Raw genomic sequence first — 17,441 nt, 5'->3', positions numbered from 1 at the left:
GTAGCGTCAATGAATCACCGCAAAATTGTTTGCAAATTTTGCCAGTATCTTATTTTAGCGGTAAATGTTGGCATTTGCACTGTATTGTCAATTTTATAACGAGGATGAGGCTACCCCACAGCTATCGCAAAGTGCACAATTAACCGGAACTTAATTCGTCTTTTATGTATATTTTATCTCTTAAATAACCTTTTTTGCAATAGGACTGCGGCGCGGGCCAAAAGTGCGTTTCCTCCGAGAATCACCACAATCCAGAACAGTGTGGATGCAAGACTCTGCTCCCGCACCTTCAGAAAACTGTAAGGACCTGAGATCAGCCCCAGGCCGTTTAATGCAATCATCGGAATCGCATAGAGCAGCGTGGTGAAAAGCGCATAGCCGACCCAGCGCTGCGGCGCGCGCTCCTCTCCCGTCAGAAACAACGCAAGCGAAAGAAACGGGCAGAGCAGGTGGCTGAAAAGACGTGTGCCGCCGAAGAATTCATGCGCATAGCCGTTCTGCGGTCCGAGAACCAGGAGCACCACGGTAAAGGTCACGAGCAGACAGCTCGTCGCAATAAAACGGAGCAAGCGCACCATCGTATCCGGTTTGCCGCGCTGCAAAAGGAACAGCGCAGAGGCGACGCCGCAGAGCAAATTCGAGTCCGTCGTATAAAAGCGGAGTGTGCCGATGCCATCCTCCGCAAAGCCGTGCAGCACAACAAGCAGCTCAAAGAGCAGCAAAAGTATATGTCCGACAACCAGTATTCTCTCTTTTCTGTTCATCATCCATTCTGTCTCCTATATGCAAGTCCCGGCAAAGCTGTGACTCTGGCGCAGCATTCCCATCTGCGGCAGGCAGAACCAACACCGCTGTTTTTAATATCCCCATGTCATGAGCTTCCATTGCCCGCCATCTGAACGCGCTAACCACCACTGCCAGTCGGTATATTCTTCATCCGCATTCCATGCGCCTCCCCCTTGCTTCGGCGAATGGAAATTACTCGTGAACATAATGCACTGCGTAAAGGTTTCCGTTGTGTCCGTTGCAGCCTCCATCTCGTTCAACCATTCAATATTTGATTGACTGCATTCATCATCCGATGAATAGGAAATGCTATGAAGCTCACACCCATCCCATGTGCTGAATTCCCTCAGGATTACCGCGATCGCGGAATTCATATCCTCTTTCGTATAGATTCGGGATGAGCCATAGTCAATCTTTACCTGCAAAACTGTTTCGCTTTCACTGCGATTTGCAGCCTCGTTTTGGGTCAAAGCTGTCTCTTCCGGTCTGTTTTTGTTGCCAGTATTTGCTGTCTCATTTTGAGTCGAAGCTGTCTCTTCCGATTTGTTTTTGTTGCCGATGCCTGCTCCACAGCCCGTCAGCAATAGAAACAGCGCAAAGATAAGTCCCATCGCGGTCCATTTTCTCATTATATCTTTCCTCCCGGCTTTCCTCAATCAATCTATTCCGCCGAACACCTCGTCAAAAAACGAAGTGCGGATTTTCCGGCCTTCAAAATCGCTTTGGGCTCGGCAGCCTCCGCAGCAGCGGCAGAAATCCACTTTTTCCCAAAGAGTGTCTGCGCCGCTTCCAGCATAATCCCGGCGGCGCGCAAGTCGCTCTCCTTCCGAATTGCCTCCGCAAAGACAGTCTTCGTTTTTTCTCGCACAGTCTCTGCCGCGACAGCGTGAAAGGAGAGCTGCATGAGACTTGCGGCAGCCCAGGCGCGACAGAGTGCATCCGGATCTCCCCGCAGAAAGTCGATCAAAACATCGATCTCCGCCGCCGAGCCGACCCAGCCGAGCGCAATGATGCGCTTTCGGCGAAGCGCGTCCTCCTTCGCTTCCGGCCCTGCCAGCAAAAGTGTGGTAAGCTCTTTGGAGAGCACGGCATAAAAGTCCCTGTGTCTCAGCTGCGAGAGCGTTTTTGCCGCCAGGTAAGCCGTATCCGTGTATTGCTGACTGCTTTCGTCCGCTCTCAGCTATTCCAGCAAAAAAACAATGCCCTCCTTTCCGTGCCGGTCAAAGCTGTTCTCGAGCGATAGCTGCTCGCCCGCCGCCCAATCCTCACAGATGAGGTGATAGTGATAAACGATGTCCTCACTGTTCCCCAGCGCGGCAATCAGGCGCAGCCGCTCGCCGTCCATCTTGATTTCCTCTGCCAGTTCACGATATGTTTTCTGCAATACGTCTCTCCTTTGAAAGCACTAAAAGCCTGCACCTTCTGCGGTGCAGGCAAGCTCTTGATCTTCTGATTGTACTTCTTTATTGTACCTCTTTTTCGTACTCCCGGACATACTCACAGAAATATCTAACACCGAGCTGTAAGACGCTCTCATCAATATCAAAATAGGGGCTGTGCTGCGGATAGCGCCGCTCCTCTTCCGAAAAGCCGCCGCCGAGGAACAGAAGGCACTTCGGCGCCTCATACTTTGCAAAGTCTTCACCGCCCATCTGTTGTTCCCAGTCGAGGAGATGCTCCTTTCCGAAGACTCTCTCGGCCGCTCTCCGCCCCGTGTCCACGCAGGCATCGTCGTTGATGGTCGGCGGCGGTCCCGGGTGATAGTCGAGCTGAATCTCGGTTCGGGTCGCCATGGCAACACCATCCGCGACGCGGCGCAACATCTCGGGATAGCGGTCCCGTATCTCCGGGTTAAAGGTTCTGGCGGTCCCCATGAGGTGCGCTTCTCCCGGTATCACGTTCGAGGTAGTACCCGAGACAAACGAAGTTACGCTGATCACCGCGGGTTCCAGCGGATTCAGTTCCCTTGATACCAGGCGCTGCAGAGACATAACCAGTTCCGCGCCCGCCACAATCGGATCCACCGTCTGCTGCGGCAGAGCACCGTGCCCGCCCTTGCCCTTCACGTAAAAGTCAAAGGTATCCGCCGCTGACATGACAGGGCCGTAGCGGAGCGAGGCATAGCCCGCAGGAATCTTACTCCAGATATGCATGGCAATCAGGCGGTCGCAGGTAAGGACTTCCGGTTCATCCTTCATGAGCCCCGCGCCGCTGTCCGCAATGAACTCCTCCGCGGGCTGGAATAAGAGCTTCACCGTAATCGTGAGCTCATCCTCCATCTTCTTTAAGAGCTTGGCCGTGCCGAGCAGCATGGTAATATGCGTGTCATGCCCGCAGGCGTGCATACAGCCCTCGTTCTCGGACTTCCATGCGACCTCCGAAAGCTCTGTAACCGGCAGCGCATCGATATCCGCGCGTATGCCGAGCACCTTTCCAGCGGAGTGCTTCCCCGCCACGGTCGCAATCACACCGGTCTTACAAACCTTCACATAAGGGATGCCGAGCGCATCCAAATAATCACAAATCTTTTTCTGCGTATTGAACTCCTGCCAAGACTGCTCCGGGTGCGCATGGAAATAGCGGCGCAGCTCCACCAGTTCCTCTCGAAGCGCAGTTCCCTCTGCCGAAATATCAATCATAATAACCTACCCCCTGACGTTTCTCTTATCGTGCGAGGACAAACGCCGCTTCCGGCTTCCCCGCGCTCATCATGCTTTCTCCGCGTATCGCGTATCTTTAAGCTTTATCCCTGCTCAGAACGGCCCGTAGTGAATCTTGGTCGCGACAATCAAGGCTATCATACAGACCACAAATAACATCGTAATCAAGGGCGTGACAAACTTCCACCATTTCTTTAAGGGAATGCCCGCAATCGTGAGGAAGATGAGCAGGGTACCGCTCGTGAACCAGAGCGAGTTCGTAAGACCGTCGCCGAACTGGAAGGCGAGTATCATCGTCTGCCGCGTCATACCGATGAGGTCCGCGAGCGGAATCAAAATGGGCATGAGCGCCATGGCTTTCGCGGAACCCGAGGTGATGAGACCGTTAAAAATCGCAATCACGAACATGACCGCAATCGCAGCGACCGGCCCCGGCAGGCTTTTTAAGGGTCTCGAAATGCTGTAGATAATCGGGTCTATGATGCCGGACGCCGTGAGTATCCACTGAATGCCGCGCGCAAGGCCTATGACCAGAGCCGGCACCAGACCGTCCTTTGCACCGGCGCAGATTGCATTCACGATATCATTCGGCGCCATGCGGTTAATGAAGCCCGCCGCAATCGCCGTGAAGAGGAAGCAGGCCGAGAGGTCATTCATCGACCAACCGAATTTCGCAACGCCTGCAATCGCCGTGATGAAAACCACGACAAAGAAGAGCAGGGAAAGACTCTGGCCGCCGGTCAGCGGCTCCCGCATCTCCTGCGAGTAGTCGACCCGGAACTTGTCACTGTCCAAGTCCGCGGTGAGCGACTGAATCTTTCCGCTCCGCACACCGCGCGCATAGCGAAGCACATAGAGGATGATGATAAAGTCCGCGATGCAGAGCAGAATAAAGCGGAACAGGAAGCCCGAGAACATCGGAAGCTCCGCGATTTCATCCGAGATACCGACGGTGTACACACTGGTCGGAGAGAAGGAAAAACTGATCATATCGATCATCGCCGAGCAGGCAATGCCTGTCATCAGATCATAGCCAAGCGCCAGACAGAGCGAGAGAACAATGGGTATGAAGGGTACAATCTGTTCGTTCCAGCCGAGGAAGCCGCCCAGTGCGCCGAAGATAATCATGATGAGCACAAGTACCTTCTCATGGCCCACGCGCTCCGACTTCGCGAGGATGCGCGCAACGCCCTTATTGAGTGCGCCGGTTCTCTTGTAGACTTCGATACATCCCGCGACCAGCATGACAAGGAACATCATACCCGCCGAGGAGACCAGGCCGTTCGGCACCGCCTGGAAGATTGCCTGCGGACCCAGATAAATCTTATCCGTGACGTGATAGGAATTTGCAATGACCACCGTGCGCCCGTTCAGCTGCTCGCGCTCAAAGGCGCCCGGGCTGATGAAGAGCGAAAGAATATAGCATCCCACAATGACGAGAAACACAATGACAAACGCATTAATCGAGCCGCGTTTCTTTGTTTTGTTTACCTGTTCTCCCATGTTGCACCTCCGCACAACGTTTCGCTTTCCGTTTCCGTCTGCTTCCTATTAAACTCCGAAAATCCACTCCTTCCGCTCTTGTCTTCGCCGCCTCCCTTCTGTGCGCCCGGCGCTCTATCCAAAGGCAGCCCCGACGCAAGTTCCGCTTACAATAAAGTCTCTCTTTGCAACTTTGCTTTTCTTTATCATATACAATCCGTTCAATCGAATCAATAATTCAACGCAAATATTTGTCGTTTTTTTATGAACCTTACTCGCAACCCCCGACTCAATTATTGTGCATTTATCGCTTATATCCACTCCATTTCTTCACCAGATTGCAACTTATCAACAACCCGCCCTCTTTTCTATCTCCCCTTTGCGTAGACCTTCCTGAAAACCAAGCGCCTACAGCCCTTCTGCCAAAAAGAAGAGCGGCCGCCGTTTGCCCGTTGGGCACGGCTTCCGCTCTTTTTCTTTGTGTTTGCTTTTCGAGTTCCTTTTTGGGGTTCTTTTTAGGTTTCTTTTCAGGCTCGTTTTTTGTACTTGCTTTCTTTGTGTTTTGCCTTTTGCGATGTCTTACTACACCGTCAGTTCGATTTGGTTTCCCTCAAAATCCAGAATGCAGGACTCGTAATACCCGTCTCCCGTGGTGCGCGGCCCGCTGATGACTTCATAGCCCGCCGTTCTCAACTGCTCTGTCAGTGCATCCACCTTTTCTTTGCTTCCGAGCGAAAAGGCCAGGTGCGCATAGCCCGCGCGATGCAGCGCCTTATCCTGTAACACGAGGTCGGGCTTTGTCATGAGCTCTAAACGAGCGCCGTCCGAAAAGGATATAAAGTAGGAGCGAAAGCCGGTCTTCTCATTGTGATACAGCGCATTTGAGCCTCCGCCGAAATAGCGGACAAAGAACGCCCGCGCGCGCTCCAAGTCGGAGACATAGAGCGCCACATGTTCGATTCTCATGCGCTCACTTTTTCCCGAAAAGTCTTGCAAAGAAACCGGGCTTTTTCTCTGTAGCTTTCTCGGGCTCTCGCGCCGCTTCCTCTGCCGCCTGTATTTCTTCCGCCGGGGTATCGTAATGGCGCTTTTCGTACTTCACTTTTTCTATGATTTCTTCCGTCTCCATCCCGCTCGCAGCTTTTACCTGCTCGATTGCGACTTTTTGATAGATGAAGGCGCCCTGCGGGTCACAGAGACGAATGTCCGAGTAGCAAGTCGACTTGTTGAGATCAAAGGGATTTACCTCCATGACCTCGGCCGCTTCCATGAGGCCGCTCTCCGACGCACTCGCCTGACGGAGCGAAGTCAAAAATACCGCTAAGTTGTCACCGAAAAAGGTCTCAAGGCAGTTCCGCACGCCTGCATCGCCCTCGTAATCCCGAAGCAAGGACTTCACCTGTTCCGGAGCCATGTAGATGCCGGCCGCGTAATTTTCACTTAAGATGTCATGGTCGGGTTCCGGAATCCACTCCGGCACAAAACTCTTCCACGGACTGCAGTAGCGCTTCATCTCCGGATGCTCCTCAATGAGGAACGAGTAAGCCGAGCCACGGACATACTGATATTCGGTGAAGAAACCGCTGACCACCGCCATTCCGTAGAGTATGCCCTTCTCACTGGCCCTCCGGATATCCCAGGCAGCGACGGTCTTCATAATGTCTAAGTATTTCTCCCCGTAAAAGGACTCATGTTCCGCCTGATACGCCGCCGCAAAGCGCTCTGCTACGCTGCTGTCTCCTTCCTTTAACGCCTTCATCGGCGCAAAGAAGCATCGCTCCATCTCATCCCTGCGAATCGCATGATAGGTGATGTCAAACCCCATGGTGAAATCTCCCTTCTGTTTCCTGAAATTGTCTAGCAGTCCCGCCGCCGGTAGATACGGATCGTCAGTACATACGAAAAGACAAATGCACACACCGCGGCTGACAATATCATAAAGCCGACCGCAATCGTTCCCCGCGCTGTCATCGGGGTCGGGATGCGTACATTGATGAAACTGCTGATCGCAACCATGATGCCAAAGCCCAAAAGCAGGCTGATAACCAACAGAGCTTCGCCTCTTTCCTCTCCTCCCGGTGAGCAATACAGCGGAAAAAAGATTGCCCCCATAAACAAACTGACGCCGATCCCTCCCACATACAGATTAAACACATCTGTGTGCTTGTCAAATAGAAAACCTCGAAACACCAGCGATAAACCAATCCCGATTCCGGCAAGCAACATTCCGAATGCGAGCCAGATCAGCAGGCTCAGAAAGTAGCTTCTCACAATCTCAGCTCTCTTTACCGGCATTGACAGCTTATACTTATCCCATTTAAAGCCCCTTTCTTTCAGGCTTCCGACAAGCGAGATGAGAGAAAAACCGACCATGCAAATCAGGGTAAACGAAATGATCAGACTTTGATTTTTCATAACAATACCCGACACACAGAGCAAAACCATGAGCCCTGTAATAGCCTTCGCATTGTCCAAGGTTGCAAAACAATTGTTTTTCAACAGTCCCTTCATATCCTTTCTCCCTTGATCAGCAGCAGCATGATCTCCTCAATGGATACATGGTCAATCACAGCATCCTTGTACTTTCTTTGTGCGGCTTTTCCGTCGGAAAGCAGCACATCGACCTGATAATCCCGTTTCAGATAAGCCATCATATCCTCTTGGTTCAAGGCCTGAAATTGATTCTCACTGCAGCGCATCACAGCATAGTTATAACGCAAATCATCTTTCAGTGCGGAGAAAATCAGCCTACCGTTGTGGATAAAGGTAATATAATCGGCTATTTTTTCCAAATCACTCGTGATGTGAGATGACAGCAAAATAGAGTGCCGCTCATCCTGCACAAAATCCAGAAACACATCTAACATCTCATCCCGCATGATGGGATCCAGTCCGCTTGTCGCCTCGTCTAAAACAAGCAGCTGCGGATGATGCGATAAGGCAGCCGCAATCGCCAGTTTCATCGTCATTCCTCTGGAATACTGTTTGATTTTCTGAGTCGGAGCCAATTTGAACTTCTCAAGGTAATGGCGAAACAGCGTCTTGTCCCAATTTCTGTAAATGCCCGCCATAATTTCCGACACTTGATTTGCACTCAGATAACTCGGAAAATTATCGCCGTCATAGACGACACCTATCCGTTCTCTGATATCCGTATCGGAATCCCGCATCTCTTTTCCAAATAATTTGATGCTGCCGTCGTATTGCGCAATCGTATTTAAAATACAGCCGATTGTGCTTGTCTTTCCGGCCCCATTTTCTCCGACAAAGCCCAACACAGCGCCATATGGCAACGAAAAGCTGATGTCCTCCAAACGAAAACTCGATCCCGGAAATGACTTGGAGACCTGCCGCAACTCTAATATATTTTCCATATTATTCGTCCTCCAGATAGAACAGCGCCAATAGCTCCTTCAATTTTTCAAGCGAAATTCGGTTCGTTCGGCCTATTTCCGCGGCGATTTGCAAATGTTCTTCGGCGATGCGTTGCTGTTCTTCCTGATAGAATTCTTTGTTTTGTGCGGAAACAAAACTGCCTCTGCCAACCGTGGTTTCTATAAAGCCATCTCTTTGCAGCTCCTCATACGCTCTCTGGACAGTAATGACACTGACATGGATTGATTTTGCCAGCGCACGCATGGAGGGAATCGCATCCCCCGCCTTCAGCTCCCCGCTTATGATCATGGCTTTTACCTGTGTTGTGATCTGCTCATAGATTGGTTTTCCGGTATTGTTGCTGATCACAATGTCCAAACCGCATCACCCCCCTTTGTCAAAGTGTACTTATTGTATATGTACATTATATCAACCTGCCGAGTATTTTCAACAGAATTTTTCTCTTCTTATTTGCGTCTTGGACCGTTTCCTAAGCGCAGCGGAAGATGCAGGCATAAAGATAGCGCAATCCGACTCTGTGAAGAAGTCGGATTGCGCTATCTCTTTCAAAACCAAGCGGCTCCGAAGCCGAAGCCTCGTCAAAGGCACACTGCAAGAACCTATCTTATTCGATATTCCGTACCACGCCCGAGAACAGCAGGGAGCCATCCTCCGCGGTCACGAGGAAGAGGAAGGGGCGGTCGAAGGTGATGTCCAGAGGCTCGTCCATCTGCATCGCCGCTCCCGCCATGGCCAGCATGGTATAGGCCGCTCCGGTCACGCCCTGCTCATCCACCTCTACCATGGCCGCGTGTGTTGCGCGATTCAGGAAGAAATTGTTGCTTGCATCCGTGAGCGGTTTAAAGTCCGCCTTGCCGCTATCCATCGCATCTGTAATTCCCATGGCAGCAAGCGTCTTCATGAGATCTGTCTCCTCGGAAACCTTGAATTTCGGCAAAGTCAGATTCACACGGTACGAAGTCCATTGCGCTGTGTCCGTCGGCGGCAAAGCATCAAAGACTGCCGCATCTTCCGTGAGTTCATTGACCGCAACGCCCTCCTTCGGCAGATAAAAATACATGTCGCCGCTGTCCTTAAGAGGCAGGCGCACTGCGGTAAATTTCTCCGCTTCCATGACGCCCATTGTGTCGGTTTGATGCATCATATCAACCGTCGCATCGCCCTTGGTCCCGTGGAAGGTCTCCTTTGTGTTGCCCGCGGCATAAAATTCGTCAACCCACGCTGCCTTATAGTAGATGGTCGATACCAGAGCCAAAACCGTATCCGGCTCGAGCTTTAAGTTCTTGGTGTACTCCGTCAAAAGTCCGCCGGTGTTTTGATCTGTCCACTTGCGGAGCGCCGCATCCATCTCCGGCGAACCCGGTTTTCCGCGAAACGAAGACGCATAGTAGATTTTCGCGAGCCTCTCCAGAGTTTCCTCGTTGTAGCTCACGGAATTGTTGAGCCAGAGCGAATCCGCGAGTAAGCTCTTGATGAGCGGCGTGTCAACATAGTTGCTCTCCCAAAGCGCCGTAATGCGACTCCGCAGAACTTCAATGTCCGACGCCTCAAGCGCATTCAGAATCTGCTGTCTGTTCTCTCCATCGGAGACCTCTGCGAGCATTCCGAGGGCAATATAAATATTGAGCGGGGAGCAGACGGTGTTATCATCCGACTCATTCAAAAGCTTCGGCAGCAAGCTCCGATAATAGCCGCGGAGTTCTGTCTGATACGGTTCAGACAGAGCAATCTTCTTTTGATAGAACTTGAGCCAGTCCTGATACTCCTGGCTTTCCGCAAACGTCTGCGCATTCTTCTCCTCCGCCGCCGGAACAGGGTAATTCGCCTCCACCGCCTTCAACGCAGCCGTCGGCGCACAGGCCGAAAGTGCGGACGCGGAAAGTGTCAGCGCCGTCAGCATTGCAAGACTCTTTTTCCGGAAATGTTTCATGGCTTACCTCCTTATTCTGCCGGTGGTTTTCGCTTCGGTGCAATCCGTTCTTTCGCTCGTTTGGTAAGCATCTCTTCCTTGAAGCGCTCCGCCGTTTCTGCCAGCGCTTCGTCTAAGTACACGGTACCCGCATAAAATTCCCGCAGTATCCTCCGAAGAAACGCTTCATAGGCCGGAAGTTCGGGCAGCATTCGCTGTAAGCCCTCTTCCTTGGAAAGAAGCGCCCCGCTCCGCAAAAAACAATGATAGCGGCAGAGGTTCATGACGGAATCCACCATATCCACGGGCGCATCGTGCTCATCGTAGGCGATGCTCTCCGTAAAAGTCTCGCGGGAGATGACGGGAAAGAGCGCCGTAATCTCCGGCCCTTCGAGCACGATGCCCCTCTGCCTTAGGTTAAAGATATGGCTTGTGATATCCTCATCCCTGCGCGATTCTTCATCCCAATTCTCCCAACCCGCCTCGCGGACATATTCATCCCAAAAGGGCGAATAGTGGCATTCCGTGACATAGGGGTGCGCCCCCCAACGAAGCTCTGCCTCCGTGAGCACGGAGACTTCAATCCCCTTCGCAGGCCCCTCCACGCTGAGTGCTCGAATCTCCTCAACAAAGTGAAGGCGTTCGGCCGCAGTGAGCCGCTCCGAAACCACCGCGAGTGCATCCACATCGGAGCGCTCCCAGCGGAAGGCATTCTGCGCCACCGAACCGTGGATATAGATGCCGATGAGCTTAGCGCCCAGAATGCATCTGAGTTTATTTTGAAACCTCCCCAAAAACCGGGTGAGTTGTTCGTCCTGTTCCGGAATATGACTGCTCATATTTGTCTCTCTTTCGGTAGCCACAGTGTAATCCCCTGCCCGTTTCGGTAATGCGCTCTTTGCTGCTTTGTCTGAAATCCGCTTTTTTGAAATTCTTTCACCAGCGTATGCATATAAAATCCGTGCGTTATAAGGACGCAGTCCTCGCCCGCGGCGCATACTTTTCCGACCAGTTTTCTCGCGCGGCGCTCTGTGAGACGTCTGGATTCGACTTGCCTCGGATGATTCAGAAACCACTGGATTCTCCCCGTCAGATTCCAAAACCAGAGCGGCAGCCGTAATTCCGTATCAAAACCGGATCTTAGCGGAACCTCGTCCAAGAGCCCCGTTTCTTTTGGTTCCGCTTTGCGATAGAGGAAAAGTGCAGTGCTTTTGCTTCTCTCTAAGCGGCTGATGTAAACAGCGCCCACTGCCTCTTGAATGGCTGACGGCTTTGCGACTTCAATCGGCGCCCTGTCGTACTCTCGACACGCCCGATCAAATTCCGCCGAGCTGTAAAAGCTGCGCCAGTCATATTTTACTTTGCAATGCCTGATCAGAATGACTTTTATATTGCTCCTCCTCGGCTTCCGGACACTCCCGCGGAAGCAAATAAGGTACCGCGCTTTGCGCCGTGAAGTCGAATCCCAAAGCGCCTACGCTTAAGTACAAAGTTCTGTTTTCTTTGAAACTGCTGCAAGCAAATTGTCTCTCTTTTGGCTTCGAAAGCAAAGTAAGTTTCCGTTACGATTTGCTTAAACTTTGATTGCAATATGCGATGAGTCGCTCAAAGTTCTCTCGCCAAGCGGCTTTGCAGCCTTCCTTATTTCTCCAGATTGCTTCCGGCCCGCTTGTTCTACCGAGGTCAATTCCATACATCCCGCGAACAGCTTTCAGCTCCTGCGGATTTTTTGCCTTTCCAGTCTGGTAGCAAACATTTTTTATGTCCGAATAGAGAATCACCGCGCAGAAATTTTCCATCGCCCTCACCTTTAGAACTGTGGAAAGCTGATTGCGAAACTTATCCTCATCCAAATGCTCATAATGACTGACCAAAATGTATCTCTTGTTCGGAATCGGCTTCAACACATCGGAATATAGCAAAGGCAAAACTTTTTCGGCCTTTAAAATATCATCCCCTTCCAAGATAGCTATGACAAGATTACAGTCCTCATGGGCTCGGACATACAGACCTTGGGACAGCTTCTTTGCCGATTGCAGCAGCCGATGTACGCTTGTTGCCGGAGCTTTGAACGCTTGGTACTTGTTCTCGGTCGCAAGTTGAACTTCTTCCGCAGTCATATGGGCATTATCTTTCTCGAGGTCAAACAAAAAGAGCCCTGCGGGAATCTCTGCATCATCCGCCTGCCGATTCAAACATACCGGCTCCATCACTCCGCCGAGGCGATTAAAACCGTAGACATAGTTGTGTTCGCTATATCCACCCATCGTGACCAGATTGAAACAGTGATTCTCTATCGCCCTGGCCTTGTTATAGCGATACCACTTCGAATAAACAACATCGCCCCCGGTGGAATTCAAAATCAAATCCACGCCCTGAAGACCGTAAATTCTGCCGAACAGGGAATAATTGCAGTCATAACAAATCGACATGCCGATTTTATAGCCCTTGAACGCAATGGGACGGAACAAACTTTCAATGACTTCCGGATAATTCTCCGTCTCAAACGCGGAACACCCCGTCATGGTGTGCTTTATGTAAAGGGCATGCCGGGTTTCATTCTTCTTTGCCCCTGCATTGACATAGATGCTGTATATATGCCCTTTGATATCTTCATCATTGACAATCAGCGCGCAACCAAGCTCTCTGCTAAGACGCTCTGCCTTCTCGACAAAGGAATGATAATCTCTCTCCGACAGGATATTGGGGAAGCACACATCCGCTAAAAACGGCACATAGCAAAATTCGGGAAATACCAGGATATCAACCTTGTTGGCTTTCACGATACGCATCGCCTTCTCAAACGGCTCCTCTTCCTGCTCATTTTCTGTCTGGAGATACATGCAGACTCTTAGTTTGACTTTCTTGTCGGAACGCTTGCCCTCTTCTTTTGCTTCATCCGGAGTTTCTTCTAACCTCAGCTTTTCGATGTGCAGGGTTTCAAATCCAAGCCTCTCGAAAAAACGCACCGTTTCCATACCGCCCGAATACTCATCCTTGCCAATCTCAATTCCGAAAGCCTCTCGATAGGCCATTCCGCGTATGTGTTTTGCCGGGTATTTCTTTCCTTCGTAGATAAGATAGGTAGAACGCGCCGCCGGATACTCGGGCCTTTCTTCCACAAAGCGCTTTATGGCACAGATAACGTGTTCCCTCGTGACAAGCTTCCAGTCCTTTGTTTGTTTCATACGTCAATACCTCCCCTTGCATTTACTGCTTCATCACGCGAAAGCTAATCATATCATCCAAGCGAATCTCTTCGATGTCACAACGCTGATTGCCCCGCAGGAAGGAAACCAGGCCGTAGCGCTCCATGCCTTGCTTGAGAAACGTCATGAGCTTTGCACTTCTGCGCTGATATCCGTATGCCCGCAAAAGCGTCCGGAGCTTCACACGAACATAATCCTGTTTCCCGTGGTACAAAATCACAATACGCATGCGCTTCAGATAAAACTCAAGCTCATAAAACTCCATCTCAAACAGATCTTGCTTCGCTCTGAGAAGGTTCAAGTCGTTTTTCGCATTAATCTCTTGCAGTTCTTTCGTGATGAGCGGAAACTCTGACGCAAGCGCAGCCCTGTCGTGAAGATAAGCGCCGCAAAAATGAACGGCCAGCATCCAGTTCTTTAGATTGTCGCGGTAAATCTCCGGGAGCAAGTTCTTCTCAAAGGTCCACACAAGCCGCTCCAGCGCATAGGTGTCTTTTATTGCCAACTCTATACTCTCCTCAATGCAGGCCATCTCAAGTGGGGTAAGGCAGACCTCCATCAGTGATCTCCCTTTACCCCGTTACAAGTCCTGCACAGAACCTGTAGATTCCCCGGAACACTTTTTCCACCCTGATTCATGGGGACGATGTGGTCTATCTGTAAGTAAATGCGGTTTCGAAACTGCTTGCCGCAACAAGCGCAGGTGTATTTGCCGCCCTTCATCTTGGCTTTCGCAAAGGCCTGTTCACGCAAGGTCTTTTCATATTCCGCACCTCCCGGATATTTGCGCATCTCACCGAGCGGCATATCCTCAAAGCGGCGCTTCCCGTAACTGACATTTTTCGTCTCAAAGGTCTCCGGCTCCACGATTCTCTGAAGCTCTATATCAACCTGGCGTCTAAAATAGCTCTTCATCCCGAAGAACAGGCGCAGCAAATTTTCATCCCCCTGTTCCCAGAGTTCATTTAAATACTTTGTCTGCTCGAGATAGTTCATACCCGACTCAATGATGTGTCGCGCGATCTGCGCCACATCGAGCTTGCTGTGTTCAATCTCATCAAAGGTATAGAAGGACGGTATTTCGCTGTGCTGCGCATAATACATCAGAATGTGGCGAATATCTTCTGGGTCGTACGAAGGAATCATATCGCCGGTAAAGAAGCTTGCCCTGCACTGCTCTTCCATCTCATCGATGAGTTCGACAGGCGGGTACTCGTCATCGTTTCCGTAGGAATCGAACAAGTCCGGCAGCGCCTTCATCAGCCTCTGGTACGCCTTATTGGTGCTGTCATAGACCATCACCTGCCAGCTCAAATCCATACCTTCCTGTTCCTGATACGACATCATATACATGCCGATCGGTATTCGTTTGTCAAAAGGCACTCTCTCTATGGCTGTCGTATCGACGGAATCATCCATGATAGCTGCGAACTCCTGGATTTTCTTAATCGAAATCATGCGTATTGCTCTTGCTTCACGCTCTGCCTGTTTGTCGGTATCCTCACCGCCCGCAAGTAAGCTCTCAGGATTGACCCAGGCGATGTGCTCATTCCAGTTGTCTACAAAGGATACAATATGCGCCGTCGCGGTGCCTCCGGCAGCCTCTCCTCGCAGCGCGCGCCCTATCATCTGTGTCATCAAAATGGTCGATACCGTGGGGCGCGTCAAAAAGACGGTCTTGGTCTGCGGAAGATCCACGCCCTCCGTCAGAATCATCACGTTGACCAGAACCTTTAACTTCCCCTCTTGATATGCCCGAATCTTCCGCTCATTGTCTTCTTGGTTGATGTTGGCTCCGGTCAACTCGTCCCGAATCGCGGACACCACAAAATCAGCCGGAATCCCGGCCTTGTTAAAGAGTTTCGACAGCGTAATTGCCTGTACCACATTCACCGCAAAAACAAGGGTCTGCCCGTATTCGTCTTGATTTTTCTGATACGTATTGACAATCAGTTTGTTTCTCGCCGCGCTCTCCGCAATCGTTTTGGCCAGCTCCTCGGGAAGTGTATCGAAATGCTGAATCTTCTCCAAATCATCAAGGCCTAGGTTTTGTCCGTAGGACTCGTCGGTCAGACAAGTCGTAAAAATCGGTTTTGCGAGAATACGGCGCTTGATTAACTCCTTCAAATCAATTTTGTAGGCAATCCCCCTGTGCTCCGGCATGCCGTTCAGGTAAAGATTTCCCAACTGTCCCGCGCCCTCCTCGCCCGTTCGGAACGGTGTTGCGGTTAAGCCGATTAATTTGAGATGTTTGACCTTCTTTTGAAGGTACTCAATCACCCTGCGATAGGTCTTTGCCGTACTGTGGTGTGCCTCGTCAATCACGAGGTACAATTCCTCTTCTCCCTTCAGCCACGAATTCAAGGCCGGAAGATTGCGCCCTATGCTGTCTTTACTTGCGATCAGAATATTGTCTTTCGCTTTGATATCAACCGCGCGGTCGTGAGCCACCGCACCGGATACAATGCGATAGGTAAAGGAGCTCGTATGCGGAATTGTTGTCGCATACGCATACTTCTGAAATGACTCCGCGGCCTGCTCAAGCAAGGTGTGGCGATGTGCCAGCCATAAAATCTTCTTGTTTCGGTCAATCGCGTGCTTTAAGAGCCAAGTCGAAGCCGTATAGGTTTTACCGCCTCCGGTCGGGAGCACAACCAAAGTACTGTACTTCTCTTCCGTATCCATGATACTCAGATTCTCCATGGCCTGCTTCTGATGCTCATAAAGCTGCCTCGGATTCGTACCCTTGATTGGCTCTACTGTTCCGTATGCCTTGTTTTCCGCATAGCCTTTCATCTGTCATTCCCCTTTTGTTTTCATCCGCATCGACAAACAAATCGTTCGGTGTTTTTTACAAAAACCACTGCCCAATACCTGTATTTTAGCACAGGCATGACAGCCGCTCCAGCAAAGGGCAGGTAGCAAGAAGCACGAAAAAAGTCGCAGACCTCGTAATTCAGGTCTGCGACTAAACACTCATGCACTAACAACGACTTTCCTTCTCAGCCCTCTCTATGATTCTTCAATCTCTGTCGAACATCGGAAGCTCCGTACAGAACATTCGTTACCGTGACAACATCCGATTCGATGACATAGCAGACCAAAAAGTTATCTACCACCATCCTGCGAATACCCATAGAGTATTCCGGTTCGGTGTGAAAACACCCAAATCGTTCGGGAAATCGGTCGAGCGTGAGGATGGCTTCCGCAATCCTATCGTACTGCCTCATTGCGTTCTCCGGCGCTCTAAGCTGAACAGCGATATACGTATACAGCTCCTCCATGTCTTCGACTACTTGATCTGTAATCCGGACCGTATAGTGCTTCATTTTCTGTGACTATCCCGAAACTTTGAAAATGTACTTGCGGCATCCTGCACCTTTCCGCTCCGGTAATCCTCATAACCTCTCCGTAGTTTTTCGCGAATTTCTTCTTCGCTCATCCCACGTGCATCTATGCCGGCAGGCACAGCGGGTAAACTCACTGCGAAAGGAAGCCCACCCGTAAGCACTATCTGATTTAAAAACAGATCCACTGCCGTTGACATCGGAAGACCTAATTGTCCGAGGATTGCCTCAGCATCCGCTTTCAATGTCGGATTGACCCTCAAGTTTAATGTCGCTGTTTTTTCCATGACAATCACCTCCTTGTAAGATTGTAACGCCGTTTGCGTTACAATTCAACGCAGATTTCCCTCTTCATCACTTCTTTCTTGACATAAAGGCCCCCTCCCGTTCCCGGGAGGGGGCCTTCCATCTCATCTCAATCTCAATCATTCTCCGCACTTGCCTCCAGTATCGCGCCGGAGTGTGCATCGATCTCGTAGTCATACTCGGTGTTGCCCACATAGAACTCAATCTCGTACACGCCTCGGCCGTCATCGTCGTCAAGCTTCGCCTTGGAGAAGGATACCGAGGATGCCGAGACACCCGCGTGTCCCAGAGCAATCGACTTCGCACGGTCCACACCGATGAAGCCTCTCGATGCCTCGGTTGCCGC

Annotated in this window: 20 protein-coding genes; all 20 read right to left on the bottom strand. The window is 51.0% G+C overall.

Annotated elements, in window-relative coordinates:
* Positions 1 to 173: 173 nt before the first annotated feature.
* On the bottom strand, positions 174 to 767 hold the full coding sequence (locus HMPREF9623_RS07835) for a hypothetical protein (protein WP_009533361.1): 594 nt from the start codon (positions 765 to 767) through the stop codon (positions 174 to 176).
* 90 nt (positions 768 to 857) lie between these two features.
* Complete coding sequence (locus tag HMPREF9623_RS11880) at positions 858 to 1,415, bottom strand: hypothetical protein (RefSeq protein ID WP_009533360.1); 558 nt, start codon at positions 1,413 to 1,415, stop codon at positions 858 to 860.
* A gap of 32 nt (positions 1,416 to 1,447) precedes the next feature.
* Positions 1,448 to 1,921: a HEAT repeat domain-containing protein gene (locus HMPREF9623_RS11875; protein WP_330362078.1), complete on the bottom strand. Its 474-nt coding sequence runs from the start codon at positions 1,919 to 1,921 to the stop codon at positions 1,448 to 1,450.
* A gap of 45 nt (positions 1,922 to 1,966) precedes the next feature.
* Complete coding sequence (locus HMPREF9623_RS11870; RefSeq protein WP_009533358.1) at positions 1,967 to 2,170, bottom strand: hypothetical protein; 204 nt, start codon at positions 2,168 to 2,170, stop codon at positions 1,967 to 1,969.
* 79 nt (positions 2,171 to 2,249) lie between these two features.
* Positions 2,250 to 3,425, bottom strand: a complete 1,176-nt coding sequence (locus HMPREF9623_RS07815; protein ID WP_009533357.1) for a M20 metallopeptidase family protein — start codon at positions 3,423 to 3,425, stop codon at positions 2,250 to 2,252.
* 114 nt (positions 3,426 to 3,539) lie between these two features.
* On the bottom strand, positions 3,540 to 4,949 hold the full coding sequence (locus HMPREF9623_RS07810) for a YfcC family protein (protein ID WP_009533356.1): 1,410 nt from the start codon (positions 4,947 to 4,949) through the stop codon (positions 3,540 to 3,542).
* A gap of 561 nt (positions 4,950 to 5,510) precedes the next feature.
* The gene (locus tag HMPREF9623_RS07805) at positions 5,511 to 5,894 is read right to left on the bottom strand and encodes a VOC family protein (protein WP_009533355.1); all 384 of its coding nucleotides are present in this window, start codon (positions 5,892 to 5,894) and stop codon (positions 5,511 to 5,513) included.
* A 4-nt stretch (positions 5,895 to 5,898) separates the two neighbouring features.
* A complete protein-coding gene (locus tag HMPREF9623_RS07800; RefSeq protein WP_009533354.1) occupies positions 5,899 to 6,753 on the bottom strand; it encodes a hypothetical protein in 855 nt (284 codons plus the stop codon).
* A gap of 32 nt (positions 6,754 to 6,785) precedes the next feature.
* Positions 6,786 to 7,439 carry an ABC-2 transporter permease gene (locus HMPREF9623_RS07795; RefSeq protein ID WP_009533353.1) on the bottom strand — a complete coding sequence of 218 codons (654 nt, stop codon included), beginning with the start codon at positions 7,437 to 7,439 and terminating at the stop codon, positions 6,786 to 6,788.
* Entirely contained in the window at positions 7,436 to 8,302 is an 867-nt protein-coding gene (locus tag HMPREF9623_RS07790) for an ABC transporter ATP-binding protein (protein ID WP_009533352.1), read from the bottom strand. The genes HMPREF9623_RS07795 and HMPREF9623_RS07790 overlap by 4 nt, the downstream gene beginning before the upstream one ends.
* Before the next feature lies 1 nt (position 8,303).
* The gene (locus HMPREF9623_RS07785; RefSeq protein ID WP_009533351.1) at positions 8,304 to 8,681 is read right to left on the bottom strand and encodes a GntR family transcriptional regulator; all 378 of its coding nucleotides are present in this window, start codon (positions 8,679 to 8,681) and stop codon (positions 8,304 to 8,306) included.
* A 247-nt stretch (positions 8,682 to 8,928) separates the two neighbouring features.
* Positions 8,929 to 10,254 (bottom strand): serpin family protein, encoded by a 1,326-nt coding sequence (locus tag HMPREF9623_RS07780; RefSeq protein WP_009533350.1) that lies wholly within the window; start codon positions 10,252 to 10,254, stop codon positions 8,929 to 8,931.
* A gap of 11 nt (positions 10,255 to 10,265) precedes the next feature.
* Positions 10,266 to 11,096, bottom strand: a complete 831-nt coding sequence (locus tag HMPREF9623_RS07775; protein ID WP_195891215.1) for an aminoglycoside adenylyltransferase domain-containing protein — start codon at positions 11,094 to 11,096, stop codon at positions 10,266 to 10,268.
* Positions 11,069 to 11,608 (bottom strand): histidine phosphatase family protein, encoded by a 540-nt coding sequence (locus tag HMPREF9623_RS12260; RefSeq protein ID WP_408640648.1) that lies wholly within the window; start codon positions 11,606 to 11,608, stop codon positions 11,069 to 11,071. Before HMPREF9623_RS12260 ends, HMPREF9623_RS07775 begins: the two co-directional genes overlap by 28 nt.
* Before the next feature lie 187 nt (positions 11,609 to 11,795).
* Positions 11,796 to 13,421 (bottom strand): carbon-nitrogen hydrolase family protein, encoded by a 1,626-nt coding sequence (locus tag HMPREF9623_RS07765; RefSeq protein WP_009533348.1) that lies wholly within the window; start codon positions 13,419 to 13,421, stop codon positions 11,796 to 11,798.
* Positions 13,422 to 13,443: 22 nt separating this feature from the next.
* Positions 13,444 to 13,947, bottom strand: a complete 504-nt coding sequence (locus tag HMPREF9623_RS11865; protein WP_242822165.1) for a hypothetical protein — start codon at positions 13,945 to 13,947, stop codon at positions 13,444 to 13,446.
* Positions 13,948 to 14,000: 53 nt separating this feature from the next.
* Positions 14,001 to 16,238 (bottom strand): DEAD/DEAH box helicase family protein, encoded by a 2,238-nt coding sequence (locus tag HMPREF9623_RS07755; protein WP_009533346.1) that lies wholly within the window; start codon positions 16,236 to 16,238, stop codon positions 14,001 to 14,003.
* 206 nt (positions 16,239 to 16,444) lie between these two features.
* Complete coding sequence (locus HMPREF9623_RS12180; RefSeq protein ID WP_009533345.1) at positions 16,445 to 16,771, bottom strand: type II toxin-antitoxin system RelE/ParE family toxin; 327 nt, start codon at positions 16,769 to 16,771, stop codon at positions 16,445 to 16,447.
* Positions 16,768 to 17,076: a type II toxin-antitoxin system RelB/DinJ family antitoxin gene (locus HMPREF9623_RS07745; RefSeq protein ID WP_009533344.1), complete on the bottom strand. Its 309-nt coding sequence runs from the start codon at positions 17,074 to 17,076 to the stop codon at positions 16,768 to 16,770. The genes HMPREF9623_RS12180 and HMPREF9623_RS07745 overlap by 4 nt, the downstream gene beginning before the upstream one ends.
* 134 nt (positions 17,077 to 17,210) lie before the next feature.
* On the bottom strand, positions 17,211 to 17,441 hold a 231-nt coding region (locus HMPREF9623_RS07740; RefSeq protein ID WP_009533343.1), incomplete at its 5' end, for a PepSY domain-containing protein.

The organism is Stomatobaculum longum (assembly GCA_000242235.1).
GTDB lineage: Bacteria > Bacillota > Clostridia > Lachnospirales > Lachnospiraceae > Moryella > Moryella longum.
The sequence above is the reverse complement of the archived record's forward strand: the minus strand, read 5'-3'. Positions and strand labels throughout refer to the sequence as shown.

Bases quoted from the DNA above. Each gene is read 5' to 3' on its own strand.
- HMPREF9623_RS07835 (WP_009533361.1), bottom strand. From the start codon at position 767: ATGATGAACAGAAAAGAGAGAATACTGGTTGTCGGACATATACTTTTG.
- HMPREF9623_RS11880 (WP_009533360.1), bottom strand. From the start codon at position 1,415: ATGAGAAAATGGACCGCGATGGGACTTATCTTTGCGCTGTTTCTATTG.
- HMPREF9623_RS07815 (WP_009533357.1), bottom strand. From the start codon at position 3,425: ATGATTGATATTTCGGCAGAGGGAACTGCGCTTCGAGAGGAACTGGTG.
- HMPREF9623_RS07810 (WP_009533356.1), bottom strand. From the start codon at position 4,949: ATGGGAGAACAGGTAAACAAAACAAAGAAACGCGGCTCGATTAATGCG.
- HMPREF9623_RS07805 (WP_009533355.1), bottom strand. From the start codon at position 5,894: ATGAGAATCGAACATGTGGCGCTCTATGTCTCCGACTTGGAGCGCGCG.
- HMPREF9623_RS07800 (WP_009533354.1), bottom strand. From the start codon at position 6,753: ATGGGGTTTGACATCACCTATCATGCGATTCGCAGGGATGAGATGGAG.
- HMPREF9623_RS07795 (WP_009533353.1), bottom strand. From the start codon at position 7,439: ATGAAGGGACTGTTGAAAAACAATTGTTTTGCAACCTTGGACAATGCG.
- HMPREF9623_RS07790 (WP_009533352.1), bottom strand. From the start codon at position 8,302: ATGGAAAATATATTAGAGTTGCGGCAGGTCTCCAAGTCATTTCCGGGA.
- HMPREF9623_RS07780 (WP_009533350.1), bottom strand. From the start codon at position 10,254: ATGAAACATTTCCGGAAAAAGAGTCTTGCAATGCTGACGGCGCTGACA.
- HMPREF9623_RS07765 (WP_009533348.1), bottom strand. From the start codon at position 13,421: ATGAAACAAACAAAGGACTGGAAGCTTGTCACGAGGGAACACGTTATC.
- HMPREF9623_RS07755 (WP_009533346.1), bottom strand. From the start codon at position 16,238: ATGAAAGGCTATGCGGAAAACAAGGCATACGGAACAGTAGAGCCAATC.
- HMPREF9623_RS12180 (WP_009533345.1), bottom strand. From the start codon at position 16,771: ATGAAGCACTATACGGTCCGGATTACAGATCAAGTAGTCGAAGACATG.
- HMPREF9623_RS07745 (WP_009533344.1), bottom strand. From the start codon at position 17,076: ATGGAAAAAACAGCGACATTAAACTTGAGGGTCAATCCGACATTGAAA.